The sequence below is a fragment of the Mesorhizobium sp. LEGMi-168a genome (assembly GCF_058312955.1).
Map to the genome: position 1 here is coordinate 115,929 of NZ_JBZEGV010000002.1, position 13,279 is coordinate 129,207.

The 13,279-nt window shown below is 63.1% G+C and carries 14 protein-coding genes; 9 read left to right on the plus strand and 5 right to left on the minus strand.

Annotated features, from left to right (window positions below):
- Window positions 1-45 precede the first annotated feature (45 nt).
- The 4 genes from AC4FWB_RS03910 to AC4FWB_RS03925 all read left to right on the plus strand — a co-directional run bounded on the left by AC4FWB_RS03910 (window position 46) and on the right by AC4FWB_RS03925 (window position 2,448).
- Window positions 46-471 carry an NUDIX hydrolase gene (locus tag AC4FWB_RS03910; protein ID WP_491024460.1) on the plus strand — a complete coding sequence of 142 codons (426 nt, stop codon included), beginning with the start codon at window positions 46-48 and terminating at the stop codon, window positions 469-471.
- A gap of 72 nt (window positions 472-543) precedes the next feature.
- A complete protein-coding gene (locus AC4FWB_RS03915) occupies window positions 544-921 on the plus strand; it encodes a TIGR02301 family protein (RefSeq protein ID WP_491024462.1) in 378 nt (125 codons plus the stop codon).
- 355 nt (window positions 922-1,276) lie between these two features.
- Entirely contained in the window at window positions 1,277-1,534 is a 258-nt protein-coding gene (locus AC4FWB_RS03920) for a hypothetical protein (protein WP_040984202.1), read from the plus strand.
- 104 nt (window positions 1,535-1,638) lie between these two features.
- Entirely contained in the window at window positions 1,639-2,448 is an 810-nt protein-coding gene (locus AC4FWB_RS03925; RefSeq protein ID WP_491024463.1) for a hypothetical protein, read from the plus strand.
- Between the two features lie 9 nt (window positions 2,449-2,457).
- Here AC4FWB_RS03925 and AC4FWB_RS03930 read toward each other — a convergent pair whose 3' ends face one another.
- The 3 genes from AC4FWB_RS03930 to AC4FWB_RS03940 all read right to left on the minus strand — a co-directional run bounded on the left by AC4FWB_RS03930 (window position 2,458) and on the right by AC4FWB_RS03940 (window position 4,851).
- On the minus strand, window positions 2,458-3,177 hold the full coding sequence (locus AC4FWB_RS03930) for a nucleotidyl transferase AbiEii/AbiGii toxin family protein (protein ID WP_491024464.1): 720 nt from the start codon (window positions 3,175-3,177) through the stop codon (window positions 2,458-2,460).
- Window positions 3,178-3,249: 72 nt separating this feature from the next.
- Window positions 3,250-3,474: a hypothetical protein gene (locus AC4FWB_RS03935; protein WP_491024838.1), complete on the minus strand. Its 225-nt coding sequence runs from the start codon at window positions 3,472-3,474 to the stop codon at window positions 3,250-3,252.
- A 45-nt stretch (window positions 3,475-3,519) separates the two neighbouring features.
- A complete protein-coding gene (locus AC4FWB_RS03940) occupies window positions 3,520-4,851 on the minus strand; it encodes a dihydroorotase (protein ID WP_491024465.1) in 1,332 nt (443 codons plus the stop codon).
- Between the two features lie 77 nt (window positions 4,852-4,928).
- Here AC4FWB_RS03940 and ygfZ point away from each other — a divergent pair, with 77 nt between their 5' ends.
- From ygfZ to AC4FWB_RS03955, 3 genes are all read left to right on the plus strand, one after another.
- On the plus strand, window positions 4,929-5,792 hold the full coding sequence (ygfZ, locus tag AC4FWB_RS03945) for a CAF17-like 4Fe-4S cluster assembly/insertion protein YgfZ (protein ID WP_491024466.1): 864 nt from the start codon (window positions 4,929-4,931) through the stop codon (window positions 5,790-5,792).
- Window positions 5,792-6,430, plus strand: coding sequence for a YfbR-like 5'-deoxynucleotidase (locus AC4FWB_RS03950; protein WP_491024467.1), 639 nt, complete (start codon window positions 5,792-5,794; stop codon window positions 6,428-6,430). The genes ygfZ and AC4FWB_RS03950 overlap by 1 nt, the downstream gene beginning before the upstream one ends.
- A gap of 65 nt (window positions 6,431-6,495) precedes the next feature.
- Window positions 6,496-8,634 carry a putative bifunctional diguanylate cyclase/phosphodiesterase gene (locus tag AC4FWB_RS03955; RefSeq protein WP_491024468.1) on the plus strand — a complete coding sequence of 713 codons (2,139 nt, stop codon included), beginning with the start codon at window positions 6,496-6,498 and terminating at the stop codon, window positions 8,632-8,634.
- Between the two features lie 36 nt (window positions 8,635-8,670).
- Here the strand turns inward: AC4FWB_RS03955 and AC4FWB_RS03960 are convergent, their stop codons facing one another.
- A complete protein-coding gene (locus tag AC4FWB_RS03960; protein WP_491024469.1) occupies window positions 8,671-9,678 on the minus strand; it encodes a fatty acid desaturase family protein in 1,008 nt (335 codons plus the stop codon).
- 86 nt (window positions 9,679-9,764) lie between these two features.
- Here AC4FWB_RS03960 and AC4FWB_RS03965 point away from each other — a divergent pair, with 86 nt between their 5' ends.
- Window positions 9,765-10,679 carry a LysR substrate-binding domain-containing protein gene (locus AC4FWB_RS03965; RefSeq protein WP_491024470.1) on the plus strand — a complete coding sequence of 305 codons (915 nt, stop codon included), beginning with the start codon at window positions 9,765-9,767 and terminating at the stop codon, window positions 10,677-10,679.
- A 120-nt stretch (window positions 10,680-10,799) separates the two neighbouring features.
- A complete protein-coding gene (locus tag AC4FWB_RS03970) occupies window positions 10,800-11,486 on the plus strand; it encodes a GntR family transcriptional regulator (RefSeq protein WP_491024471.1) in 687 nt (228 codons plus the stop codon).
- A 110-nt stretch (window positions 11,487-11,596) separates the two neighbouring features.
- Here the strand turns inward: AC4FWB_RS03970 and AC4FWB_RS03975 are convergent, their stop codons facing one another.
- Entirely contained in the window at window positions 11,597-13,249 is a 1,653-nt protein-coding gene (locus AC4FWB_RS03975; protein WP_491024472.1) for an ABC transporter substrate-binding protein, read from the minus strand.
- Window positions 13,250-13,279: the final 30 nt, after the last annotated feature.

Here is a 13,279-nt window from a genome sequence, read left to right on the forward strand (position 1 = left end):
AAAGCTGGATCCGGCCAATCGGTCCACAACAGGCTGCAGAAACGCATGGAAGCACGCAAGATAATCCCCGCCGTCTCCGTCGCCGTCGTGCGCGGCATGACGGTGTTGCTGGTCAAGCGTGCGCGGCCGCCCTCGCAAGGGCTCTACGCCTATCCCGGCGGCAAGGTCGAACCGGGCGAGACGCTGGAAAGAGCGGCGGCGCGCGAGCTCAAAGAGGAAACCGGGCTTGAGGCGAAGGATTACCAGCCGCTGCGCGACATCCATATCGACGGCAGCGGTGAGAACCATGCCGTCGACTATCTGCTGACGGTGTTCGGCGCGGCCTATGTCGGCGGCGAGCCGGTGGCCAGCGACGATGCCGAGACGGCGGCCTTCTATACGCTGGCGGAAATGGCGGATATGCCGCTCACCGATGAGGTGTTTTCGGTGGCCGAGGAGTTGCTTGGACCTGCGCAAGGCGCCAAGCGGTGACCATCCAAAATGGCCTTGCAGGCGACAAAATGTTTCGCCACAAAGCCTTGCTCTTCCATCGCAAGGCCCCCGATGAACCGCGCCTCACCCCTCCTCGCCGCGTGCCTCGCCGTCAGCATGGCCGTCACGGCGCGGCCGGTGCTCGCCGCCGAGGCGCCGTTCGAGCCCGGGCTGATGCGGCTCGCCGAGGTGCTCGGCTCGCTGCATTTCCTGCGCAACCTCTGCGGAGAGAAGGGCGACCAATGGCGGGTCGAAATGGAAAAGCTGCTCGAGTCTGAGAACCCCGATCCCGACCGGCGCGCCCGCTTCATCGCCTCCTTCAACCGCGGCTACCGCTCCTTCAGCGGCACCTACACGCGATGCACGCCTTCGGCCACCGAGGCCATTGCCCGCTACATGAAGGAAGGCGAGACGCTCTCGCGCGACATCGCTTCCCGCTACGGGAATTGAGGATCGGCCCAGGGCCTACTATCCGGCTTGAGCACAATTTTGGGGGAATCGACTCCAATGTGATCCGCCTTATTGTGCCAGGCCGCGCCTTGGTGCAATGATGTGTTGCGCTTGTGCAACAATGTTAATGAAACGTTAGTGCACAATTGCGGAATTAACTCAAACTGAAGGTTTTGGTGCCGCAAGCCGGTCTAATCGGCTAAGGTCGGCTTGGATTGAGCGCAGCCTTGCTCAGAATTTAGATTGCGACCGCAAAAATGTCGTATTTACAAATACTTATCCGAGGCTGCGGATGAACTGGCAGGTCAAGCCTGGTCCCTTGCGGGACCGTCGCTTGAAAAAGGTGGACATCGCAATGGAACATGGTGTCAGCGACATCGACGCGTTGGTCAGAGAAGAAAAGCGCCTGACCGCCGTGGAGAGCCACAGCGAAGCCTGGGCGGAAGGATTGTCGGCCGGCATCGAGCCCGAAATCATCGCTGAGGCGGCTCTGGAAACCGCCTTCGGCGAGATGCTGCGCGCCAATGGCGAGACGTCCGCGCTGGCCCTCCTCGACCGCATGCGCGAAAAGGTGATCGCCGGCGCTTTCGAGCCGGAACGGCTCAAGCACTAACCCGCCAGCTTTTGCGCCTTTTGACGGCGGCGTGCCGTTTGGGCATCATGCGCTGGTGCCTTAACAGCTCAAAACGCTGTCCGGACCGAGCGAGCCCGGGAACCATGGAGAGGCAAGGGGTGAGATTTTCGTTGGCAGGCCGGCCGCGTAGGCTGGCCCTCGGCATCTGGATTGCCGCTTCCTGCTGCGCTGTTCCGCTGGCAATCTGCCTTACCAGCACACCTTCCTACGCGCTGAGTGAGATCCAACGCCAGGATTTGCCTTCGCCGGTCACGCCGCCCGCCAACCATGACAACGCCGCGCCGGGAACCACCGTGCCGATGCCCGATCCGCCGGGCACGAAACCCTCCGACAACGGTCAGCCGGCCGACACGGACAAGAGCGAACCCGAGGCTCCCTCCGGCAGCGGCGGCATCACCAGCCCGCGCGCCGATCCGGACGCGCCGCCGCCACCGGTCGTCTATGACCTCGACAAGCTTCCCGAACCGGTCAAACGCATGCACGGCCTGATCATCGAAGCCTGCAAGAGCGGCGATATCGAGAAGCTCCGGTCGCTGATCGGCTCAGGCGATTCCATGACGCAGCTGTCGCTCGGCGACATCGACGGCGACCCGATCACCTTCCTCAAGGGGCTGTCCGGCGACGGCGACGGCCAGGAGATCCTCGCCATTCTGGAAGAGGTGCTCAGCGCCGGCTATGTCCATGTCGACACCGGCACGCCGCAGGAACTCTATGTCTGGCCGTATTTCTTCGCGCTGCCGCTCGACAAGCTCGACCCGAGGCAGCGCGTCGAGCTGTTCAAGCTCGTCACGGCGAGCGACTATGACGACATGAAGCAGTTCGGCGCCTACATCTTCTACCGCGTCGGCATCACGCCCACCGGTCAGTGGCTGTTCTTCGTCGCCGGGGATTGAGGCAGGAGATCATTCCTTGTCGATATCGGCCTCCGGCCATATGCGAGCGGCTTCCTCTCGCAAGGCCGAAATCGCATCGGTCCCCACCGTGACATCCATTTGCAAAACCTCGGCTGCGTCACGCAACTCGCCTTTGTCTTCAAGCCTGTCTACCACCCAGGCGACCTTGCGCCGGATGTCTGATCCGTAAGAAGTTTGAGCCTTATCGAGGCCATCGGTCGGGATTTTCCCATAGGCCTTGACCAACATCCCAAGATCGAAGGCATCTCGATAAGCGGTTGCGCGATCCTGGCATCGGTCGGCATTCGCCAACAGCTTCTCGGCAAACATGTCTGGGAGAACGAGGGCAGGTATCCCCAAATCCTCGTCGAAACGACCTCGCAAATCGATGCGGCCTTCGCGGACAACTTCGAACCGGATCGGTTGGCCTTTGAGGCGCACGACTGTCCTCAGGCCATACTGATCGATCTGAAAATCTCGAACGATTTCGACGGGTTCGGGGAAGAAGGCCCTGACACCAAGCTCCGAGGCTCGTGTCCGCAGTTCGCGATAGCCGTTGGTGTCCGCGCAAAGGAAATCCAGATCCAACGACCGTCGATATTCGCCAAGTTTCATGACAATGGCCGTCCCGCCGCCAAACCAGCATTGGGCGGCGGTCAGGAAGTCATGGTCCATCAGTCCAAGCGCTTCGGCAATGATCCTGTGTTCCGGTTTTCTGAACTCCTTCATAACCTCAACTCGCGGTGTTTCCTGTTTGATGTGTGGTAGCGAGAAGAAAATCGAGGAAAGGAAGGCCGGATTTCAGGACGTAGTCAGAAGGATGCCGCGGCCGAACTTTTCAGTCAGCTTCCTTATAAGCAGCTTCTCCCGCGCTGTAAGGCGCTTTTGATCGACAAAGCGCCAATTGCGTTCGTAAAGTGCGAATGCCTCTTCCGCCGGGATCGGGCGCGCGGCATCGCGGTTCCAAGCGAGTGCCTGGAGCTGCGGGAACTCTGCAGGAACAATCGGCGCAATGTTTGCGGGCATAGCCAGCCAAACATAATGCAGCGCGCTTAAGAAATCCAACGTGACCTAAGCCGGCAGCGCCTCTGAAAACTCCACCGCCCTGCCCTGGCCGGGCATGACGATCTCGCCTTCCCACATCACCCTGTTGCCGCGCACGATGGTGCCGACCGGCCAGCCGGTCACCTCTTTGCCATCATAGGGCGTCCAGCCGGCCTTGGAGCCGGCTTGCGCGTTGGTGATGGTCTCGCGGCGCTTGAGGTCGACGACGGTGAAGTCGGCGTCGTAGCCGGCGGCGATGCGGCCCTTCCGCGCCATGCCGAAGATGCGCTGCGGGCCGTGGCTGGAGAGATCGACGAAGCGCTGCAAGGTGAGCCGGCCGGCGTTCACATGGTCGAGCATGATCGGCACCAGCGTTTGCACGCCGGTCATGCCGGACGGCGAGGCCGGATAGGGTTTCGCCTTCTCGGCCAGCGTATGCGGCGCGTGGTCGGAGCCCAGCACGTCGACGATGCCTTGCGAAATGCCGTGCCAGACGCCGTCGCGATGGCGCGCCGCGCGCACCGGCGGGTTCATCTGGATCAGCGTGCCGAGCCGCGCATAGTCGTCCGCCGAAAGCGTCAGATGATGCGGCGTCGCCTCGCAGGTGGCGACATCCTTGTGCTGTTCGAGGAAGACGATCTCCTCGGCCGTCGAGATGTGCAGCACATGGATGCGCGCGCGTGTCTGTCTTGCAATGCGCACCAGGCGCTCCGTGCAGCGCAGCGCCGCGATCTCGTCGCGCCAGACGGGATGGGACGAGGGATCGCCTTCGACGCGCAGGCCCAGCCGTTCGCGCAGGCGGAACTCGTCCTCCGAATGGAAAGCGGCGCGGCGGCGCGTGTTCCTCAGGATCGAGGCGACACCCTCATCGTCCTCGACCAGCAGATCGCCGGTGGACGAGCCCATGAAAACCTTGATGCCGGCGGCTCCCGGCAGCCGTTCCAGATCGCCGACAACGCCGGCATTGTCCCGCGTGCCGCCGACCCAGAAGGCGAAGTCGCAATGCATGCGGCCAGTGGCGCGCCGCACTTTGTCGGCAAGGGCCGCCTCGCTGGTCGTCAGCGGGTTGGTGTTCGGCATCTCGAAGACCGCGGTGACGCCACCCAGCACCGCGGCGCGGGAGCCGGTCTCCAGGTCTTCCTTGTGCTCCAGCCCCGGCTCGCGGAAATGCACCTGGCTGTCGACGACGCCGGGCAGGATATGCAGGCCGCGGCAGTCGATCGTTTCGCCGGCGGAGGCTTGGCCTAAATCGCCGATCGCGGCAATGCGCCCTGCCCGCACGCCGACATCGCGTCGGCCTTCGCCGTCATGGTTGACCACCGTGCCGCCTGTCAGGATGAGGTCGAAGGTGGTTGCCATGGACGGGTCCAATCTCTTGCGGGGGGAGTGAGGCCGGCTTACGTAATGACCATCATTTTTGCAAGATCAGGCCGCTCATGCCCTTTGCCCTGCTGAAAGACCGCGCGCTCATTTCCGTATCGGGCCCGGATGCCGAGCATTTTTTGCAAAACATCCTCACCACCGATCTCGAAACGCTCAGCCCCGGCGAAGCGAAGCCTGGCGCGCTGCTTTCGCCGCAGGGCAAGATCCTGTTCGACTTCCTGATCTCGCGCGCCAGCGGCGACGGCTTCCTGTTGGAATGCCGGGCCGACATAGCGGACGATTTCGTGCGCCGGCTGATGCTTTACCGGCTAAGAGCCAAGGCCGAGATTGTCAAGCAGGATCAGGCGCTTGTCACGGTCGCGTGGGGCGACGATTCAACCGCCTCATATTCTGATTCAACATCGCTTGCAGACACCCGCTTCCGCGATGCGGTCGTGAGGCGCGCCTATGACGGCGCAGTAAAGGACGGCGGCGATGCCGACGCGTGGCAGGCGCTCCGCATTGGCCACGGTATCGCCGAAAGCGGTTCCGACTACCAGCTCGGCGACGCTTTCCCGCATGATGTCTTGCTCGACGAGACCGGCGGCGTCGGCTTCAAGAAAGGTTGCTATGTCGGCCAGGAGGTGGTCTCGCGCATGCAGCACCGCGGCACCGCCAGGCGTCGTGTGCTGATCGCCGTCGCCGCCGGGTCGCTGCCCCCAGCCGGCACGGAGGTGACTGTCAATGGCCGGCCGCTCGGCACCCTGGGTTCGGTAAGCGGCGGACGCGGCCTCGCCATAGCGCGCATCGACCGCGTCAAGGCGGCGCTCGATGCCTGCGATGCGATCATGGCCGGCGAGACAGCGATCATCCTTGCCATCCCGGCATGGGCAAAATTCACCTTTCCGCAGGACGCAGTCAGCGCGGAGGAGGCCTGATGGCGGCCGACCGCGCCGGGGCGCCGCCGCGTGCCTGGCAACGCATGCTGTCGGGCCGGCGGCTCGATCTGCTCGATCCCTCGCCGCTCGACATCGAGATTGCCGATATCGCGCACGGTCTCGCCCGCGTCGCCCGCTGGAACGGCCAGACCAGCGGCGAGCATGCCTTTTCGGTGGCGCAGCATTCGCTGCTGGTCGAGGCGTTGTATGGCGAGCTGGTGCCGGCGGCTTCGGCCGAGGCACGGCTGACGGCGCTGCTGCACGACGCGCCGGAATATGTCATCGGCGACATGATCTCGCCGTTCAAGTCGGTGATGGGCGGCTCCTACAAAGATTGCGAGCTGCGCCTGCAGCGCGCCATCCATCTGCGTTTCTCGCTGCCGGCCGAGCTCGGCGCCGCCTTGCGCAAGGACATCAAGCGCGCCGACCAGATCGCCGCCTACTACGAGGCGACACTGCTCGCCGGCTTCTCGACGGCGGAGGCGACCGAGTATTTCGGCCGGCCGCGCGGCTTTTCCGCCGACCGCTTCGACTTCACGCCGCGCTCGGTGACCTGGGCGCAGGCCGCATTTCTGAGGCGTTTCTCGGTGCTTGAGTCCAAACGGCAGGCTTTTCTTGCCGCCAATTCAACTGTGTAAAAGAACGCTAAATTAACCGGCGGCCGCGACAGTGACGTGTTCAGTCACGGTCAGCAGGCGCGCTCATGCCCGTCGCTCATGTCAAGACTGGTTCGGCCGCAGGCAAGCGGAAAGCAACCCGTATCGGCCCGGCTCGACGAATTGCCGAAGAACTCCGCGCGCAGAACGAGCGCTTTTCGGCCGCCGTCGAGAACATGTCGCATGGGCTGTGCATGTTCGACGCCGACGAGCGGATGATCATCTGCAACCGAAACTACATCGACCTCTTCCGCCTCGACGCCAGGGTGGTGAAGCCCGGCATCCGCTTCTTCGACATCCTGCAACATAGCGTCGATATCGGCATCGCTTCGCAAAGTGCCGCGGAGCTTTACGCCGTCCGCAAGCCCTATATCGACGGCGCCAGGCCCTCGACCTATGAGGAGACGCTGTCTGATGGACGCATCATCGTCATCTCGCACCGGCCGCTGGCTTCCGGCGGCTGGGTGTCGATCTACGAGGATGTGACGGAGCAGCGGCGCGCCGAAGAGGAGCTGAAGGAGCAGCATCGCCGTTTCGACGCCGCTTTAGCCAACATGTCGCAAGGTCTGCTGATGTACGACGCCGACGGCAAGATGATCGTGCGCAATCAGCGTTTCCTGGAGCTCTACAAGGTCACCGCGGCGGACTTCCCTTTTGGCACGACGCATCGCGACGCGCTCGAACGACTGCTGGAGCTCGGCATCTACACCCCGATCGACGTCGACAGCGAAGTCGCCAAGACCGAAGCCTGCCTGCGGGCGGGGCAGATGCAATCGACTTACCGCTATCTTGCCGATGGCAGGACGTTTCTGGTTGTACGCCAGCCGATGGCCGGCGGCTGGGTGGTGACCTTCGACGATGTCACCGAACGACGCCGCACCGAAGAGCGCATGACGCATCTCGCACATCACGACACGCTGACCAACCTGCCCAACCGCTCGATGTTCCGCGAGCGGCTCGACCAGGCGCTGAGCGAGGCCAAGGTCGCGCCGATGGCGATCTTCTCGCTCGATCTCGACCGCTTCAAGGCCGTCAACGACACGTTCGGGCATCCGGCAGGCGACTGGCTGCTGAAATGCGTGGCCGAGCGCCTGCGGCGCTGCCTGCGCAGCGAGAAGGACGTGGTGGCGCGTTTCGGCGGCGACGAATTCGCCATCATCCAGTCCAACGTCAGAGGCGCGGCCGATGCCGAAAAGCTTGCCAAACGCGTCGTAGAGGTGATCGGCAAGCCCTATCGCGACAAGGGCCGCGAGATGCATGTTGGCGTCAGCCTCGGCATCGCGCTCTACCCCGGCGACGGGCAGGACGCCGACACGCTTTTGACTAATGCCGACATGGCGCTTTACCGGGGCAAGAGCGAAGGACGCAATGTCTACCGCTTCTTCGAGCCCGGCATGGACGCCATGGTGCGTGAACGACGTGCACTTGAGATCGATCTCGAAGCGGCATTGCCTAAACGCGAGTTCGAGCTGGATTTCCAGCCGATCCTCGACATCGCTTCCAGCGACATCGTCGGCGCCGAGGCGCTGATGCGCTGGCGCTCGCCGTCGCGCGGGCGGGTAGCGCCGGAAGACTTCATCGCGGCGGCCGAGGAGACAGGGCTGATCGTGCAGCTCGGCGATTGGGCGCTGCGCAAGGCCTGCAGCGCGGCGGCGGGCTGGCCGAGGGACGTGCGCATGGCGGTCAATGTCTCGGCGGCCCAGATCAAGAGCGGTGGCTTTGCTCGCAGCGTGATCTCGGCGCTCGCCTTTTCCAGTCTGCCGGCCAGCCGGCTCGAGCTCGAAATCACCGAAACGGTGATGATGGACGAAAGCGATACGGTGCTGAGAACGCTCCGCCAGCTGCGCGGGCTCGGCGTGCGCATCGCGCTCGACGATTTCGGCACCGGCTATTCCTCGCTCGGCTATCTGCGGCGCTTCCCGGTCGACAAGATCAAGATCGACCGCTCCTTCATCCGCGACCTCGACAAGCGCGACACGGCGGCGATCGTCCGCACGGTGATCGGACTTGGCACCGAGCTCGGCATCACCGTCACCGCCGAAGGCGTCGAGACCGAAGCGCAGCTCGACATGCTGCGCAAGGCCGGCTGCGGGGAGGCGCAAGGTTTTCTGATCGGCGTGCCGGCCAAGGCATCCGAGATGAGCCGGCTGCTGCGCTCGCAAGCGTCGATGCGCCGATCCGGCTGACGCCGAACATTTCTGCCGGCGGTCAGCGCAGCGTCTCTAAAGCGCGTCGCGATCTTTCAGATTCGCTCCATGCGCTTTAGGTTTCTGATTACACGCATGTCTTTGTCCCGAAACCGGTTCCCACTTTCGGGAGACATGCTTTAAGTATTTCTCGTGGAAGCTCACATAGCCGGGCTCGACCACCTTGAGATGCCGCTCGATCAGCCGATGGAACGCCGGCAGCTGATGGAACGGCACGCCCGGGTAGGCGTGGTGCTCGGCATGGTAAGGCATGTTCCAGGCGAGCTTGCGCACCAGCCAGTTGGTGAGCGTCGTCCTGGTGTTTTCCAGCATGTTGGCGACGAAGGGGCAGCGGCCATGCTCGGCCAGCAGGTAGAGCCTGAGGAAAGGCTGCCCGAGCAGCGCCGGCACGATCCAGACATAAAGCAGCACCGTCGCCTTGAGCCAGACGGCTAGCGCCGCCACGACGACATAGAAGGCGATCATTACCCGCGCCTCGGTCTGCACCTTCGGCAGGCCCTTTGGCGGCACATAGCCGTCGCGGCAGCGGCCGCTGGCATTGGTGTAGAGCGTTTTGACGTGGCCCCACCACACCGGCAGGCCCGAGACATGGACGATGTACTGCCGCAGGGTCTCGGGCTTCGGGAAAGCCAATTCCGGATCGTTCTCGGGGTCCTGGGTGAAACGGTGATGGGCGAAATGAAAATAGCGGAACCAGTCGGCGGGCAGCGCGATCGCCAGGCTGCACAGCCGCGCGACGGCGTCGTTCAGCCACTGCGTTTCGAAGGCCGTCCTGTGCACCGTTTCATGCAGAAGGGTGAACAGGAACACGATCAATATGCCCTGTGGCAGCGTCAGCAGCGGCCAGAACGGCACCTTGGCCGCGATCAGCGCGCCGACAACAATGATCGCGCCGAGATGGACGGCGAACTGGATGAGGCCCGGCCCATCCGACTTGCCGGTCAGCCGGCTGCGCTCCTCATTGGTTAGCGAGGCGATGACATCGCGATGGTCGACGGATTCATTGCGGTCGATGGCGTTCATGAAGCTACCGTACCGCAGAAAGAAACCTTTCGAAAAATGAGGATTTCTGCAAAATAGATAAGCTAAACTTATCTTTCTAGGTTGCCATGGTCGCACTTCCATCGCTGCGGGGACTTCAGGCCTTCGAGGCTGCGGCGCGTACGGGCAGCTTCGCCGCGGCCGCGGAGGAGCTGTCGGTTTCGGCGGCGGCCGTCAGCCAGCTCATCCGCACCGTCGAGGAGCAGATGGGCCGCAAGCTGTTCCACCGCGTCAACCGGCGCGTCGTGCTCACCGAGGCCGGCATCGAGATGCTGCCCAGGCTCACCATGGCCTTCCAGGAGATCGGCAGCGTCGCGCGCGGTGGCGATGCGTTCCGGCCGAGGCTCGTCATCTCGGTGCCGCCGTCGATGGCGATGGGCTGGCTCTCCGAGCGTCTCGCCAGCTTTGTCGCAAGCCACGGCGCGGCGGATATTTCGCTCAGAGGCGACGACGACCCGGTGCCGTTCGAGCATGAGCTGATCGACATCCGGCTTTCCTACGGCCCGCACTATCGCGAGCACCCGACCGAGGAGATTGTCCGGGACGCCGTCTATCCGGTCTGCGCGCCGGGTCTCGCCGCAACCAAGTCCGAAAACCTCGCCGGCCTGCCGCTGATCCACACCGACTGGGGACCGACCGGCGCCTCGTTTCCGTCCTGGCGCAATTGGTTCGAGGCGGCGGGCATCGAGCCAGGCCGGGCGGCACGGCGCGGCCTTTCCGCCAACTCGTCGCGGGCAGCGCTCGACCTCGCCATATCGGGGCTGGGCGTGGCGCTGGCGCAAGGGATCTACTGTGCCCAGGCGCTGGAAGACGGCCGGCTGGTCCGGCCCGTCGCCCGCGCGCTGGAGCTGCGCCAGCCCTATTGCCTGACCATCCCCGAACGCAGCGCAAGGCGCGATGTGGTGACGGCATTCCGTGAATGGCTGGTCGAGGAATGCCGGCGCGCGGTCAGATCGCCGGCGCTTGGTGCAGATTGGAGATAGCCGCCTGATGAAACTCCCTCAGATATTGTGTACCCAGAAAATACAATCCGTTGACTTGCCCCGGCGCTGGTGCGATTCTCCGGCCATGGAATCGTTTGCTAGAAACACCGGAGGTGTGCCGTGAAGGGTAGCAAGGGTAGTCTTTACGACGATCTGAAGCGCCGGATCCTGACGATGGAACTCGACCCCGACGCGGATCTGGATGAGGTTGCGCTCAGTGAGCGCTACGGTTTGTCGCGTACCCCGGTCAGGGAAATCTTCCGCCGTCTGGAAGGCGAAGGCTACATCGAAATTCGCGCGAACCGGGGAGCGAGGGTCGTGCCGATGAACCATTCGACGCTTCGGCAATTCTTCCTGGTCGCGCCCATGGTCTACGCCGCCATCGGCCGACTGGCGGTGCAAAATTTCAAGCCTTCACAGATGACCGATTTGAAGGACACGCAGGAGCGTTTCCGGGACGCAAGCAAGTCTGGCGATGCGCTTGCCATGGTCGTCGAGAACAACAGGTTTCACGAGATCATCGGCGAGATGTCCGCCAATGTCTATCTTCAGCCAAGCCTCGGCAGGCTGCTGATCGACCACGCCCGTATCGGCCATACCTTCTTCCGCCCGCGCAACAACGACATGCGCAAGCGCCTCCAGACGGCGGTCGAACACCATGACGGCTTCATCTCGGCCATCGGCGCGCATGATGAAGACGCCGTTGTCGACCTGGTGTTCGAGCACTGGGAGCTGTCGCGCGAGAATATGGAGATGTTCATCGCGCCACAGGGAATGAAGGCGGACGCGCTGGTCGGCGATTCCTGACGGGGCCATTCGGGAAGCGATTGCGGCCGACACCAAGCAATGCTGGCCGCTAAGGCTCGGCAGCGGCCGCGAACCTTCCTCCGCGGCCGCCATTTCAGGCCGCCGATGCGTCAGGCCTGTTCCAGCCAGACCTTCTGCAGATCCATCTGGAAGGTCGGGTGGATGGCGTAATTCATCACCTTCTTGCTCATGTGATTGTAGAGCTTCTGCCAGTAGGGCTGAATGATGATGCCCGAGTCCTGGATGATGGTCTCGATATCCTTCATCACCTCACGCCGCTTTTCGGGGGCGCTCACCGACAGGGCCTCCTTGAGCTTCTTGTCGAACTCCGGATTGGAATAGCCCGTCTCGTTCCAGGCCTCGCCAGTGCGAAAGGCCAGCGCCAGAACCTGGACGCCCAGGGGGCGCATATACCAGACGGTCAGGGAGTAAGGATATTTCGTCCAGTCGTTCCAGAAGGTCGAGCCCGGCATTACCGTGCGCTTGACCTTGATGCCCGCGTCGCGAAGCTGGGCGGCAATCGCATCGCCGGTGCTCTTGTTCCAATCATCGTCGACGGTGATGAGCTCATGCTCGAAGTCCGCCTGGCCCGCCTCGGCCATGAGCTTCTTGGCCCCTGCCGCGTCGCGCGCTTTCTTGGGCAAGGGGTAGTATTCGGGGTGAATCGGGCTGACGAAATGATTTTCGCCCACCGTGCCGCGCCCGGCATAGCCGAGTTGCAGTACGACGTTGTTGTCGACAGCCATCTGGAGCGCGTTGCGCACACGCTTGTCGTCGTATGGTTTCTGCGTGACGTTGGTGCGCGCCACCAGCGTCGTCGCGGTCTGGATCTCTGTCTGGTGAAGCCCAAGCCCGTCCAAAATCTCGACGTAGTCCGCTCCGGTTTCATTGTTGAGATCGACCTCGCCAGCCTCGAAGGCGCTTACCATTGCGTTTGGATCGGTGCCGTAGTCGATGAACTCGATGCCATCCAGCATCGCCTCGCCGCCCCACCACTTGCCGCTCTCACGCCGCTTGACGACGGCCTTTTGGCCGACGTCGTAGGAGACGAGCTCGAATGCACCGGTGCCAATCGGCTTCGTGACCGGGTTGGCGCCGTCAGCATCAAAATTCCGGTGCACGATCAGGCCCGGATAGTCGGTGATGTTGGCGATGATGGCGATGTCCGGGTCGCTCGGCGAGAGCTTGACCGTGTAGTCATCGACTTTGGTAATGGCACCTTCGCGCGCCTTGCCGGTCTTCGGGTCGACCAGGCTGTTGACGCGTGCCGCCATGGAATTGCCCGACGCGCTCTTGTCGCACCAGCGGTTGAAGTTGTAGGCGACATCGTCGGCGTTGAATGTATCGCCGTTGTTCCAGGTCACGCCCTTGCGGACGTGGAGCAGGTATTCAGTGGCGTCGCCGTTGACTTCCCAGCTCTCCAGGAGCACCGGCTCGAAGGTGAATTCGCGGGTGTAGCGGACCAGCGGCTCCAGCCAGGTGCGGCTGATGTTGGCCATCTCCACCCAGTCGTAGGTACGCGGGTCCTTCTGTTGCTTCACGACCATGGCGACGCGGAGCGTTCCACCCTTCGTGCCTTCCTCGGCGAATGCCGGTGACGGCAATGCCAATCCAACCATGCCGTAGGCCAGCGCGGCCGATGCACCGAAGGTGCTGGCAAGCGCGAGGAATTCGCGTCGATCCACAAGACCCTTGCGAACGTCCTTGGCCATTCGCGTTATTGTCTTCGGCACGCGGGTTCCGCCACTTTTGAAAAACTTCATTTCGAGTGCTCCCTTTTTGATGATTGTTGG

Excerpts from the sequence above, each read along its gene's own strand:
- AC4FWB_RS03955 (WP_491024468.1), top strand. The coding sequence starts at position 6,496 with ATGCCCGTCGCTCATGTCAAGACTGGTTCGGCCGCAGGCAAGCGGAAA.
- AC4FWB_RS03910 (WP_491024460.1), top strand. The coding sequence starts at position 46 with ATGGAAGCACGCAAGATAATCCCCGCCGTCTCCGTCGCCGTCGTGCGC.
- AC4FWB_RS03975 (WP_491024472.1), bottom strand. The coding sequence starts at position 13,249 with ATGAAGTTTTTCAAAAGTGGCGGAACCCGCGTGCCGAAGACAATAACG.
- AC4FWB_RS03920 (WP_040984202.1), top strand. The coding sequence starts at position 1,277 with ATGGAACATGGTGTCAGCGACATCGACGCGTTGGTCAGAGAAGAAAAG.
- AC4FWB_RS03940 (WP_491024465.1), bottom strand. The coding sequence starts at position 4,851 with ATGGCAACCACCTTCGACCTCATCCTGACAGGCGGCACGGTGGTCAAC.
- AC4FWB_RS03935 (WP_491024838.1), bottom strand. The coding sequence starts at position 3,474 with ATGCCCGCAAACATTGCGCCGATTGTTCCTGCAGAGTTCCCGCAGCTC.
- AC4FWB_RS03965 (WP_491024470.1), top strand. The coding sequence starts at position 9,765 with ATGGTCGCACTTCCATCGCTGCGGGGACTTCAGGCCTTCGAGGCTGCG.
- AC4FWB_RS03925 (WP_491024463.1), top strand. The coding sequence starts at position 1,639 with ATGGAGAGGCAAGGGGTGAGATTTTCGTTGGCAGGCCGGCCGCGTAGG.
- AC4FWB_RS03960 (WP_491024469.1), bottom strand. The coding sequence starts at position 9,678 with ATGAACGCCATCGACCGCAATGAATCCGTCGACCATCGCGATGTCATC.
- AC4FWB_RS03950 (WP_491024467.1), top strand. The coding sequence starts at position 5,792 with ATGGCGGCCGACCGCGCCGGGGCGCCGCCGCGTGCCTGGCAACGCATG.
- AC4FWB_RS03930 (WP_491024464.1), bottom strand. The coding sequence starts at position 3,177 with ATGAAGGAGTTCAGAAAACCGGAACACAGGATCATTGCCGAAGCGCTT.
- ygfZ (WP_491024466.1), top strand. The coding sequence starts at position 4,929 with ATGCCCTTTGCCCTGCTGAAAGACCGCGCGCTCATTTCCGTATCGGGC.
- AC4FWB_RS03915 (WP_491024462.1), top strand. The coding sequence starts at position 544 with ATGAACCGCGCCTCACCCCTCCTCGCCGCGTGCCTCGCCGTCAGCATG.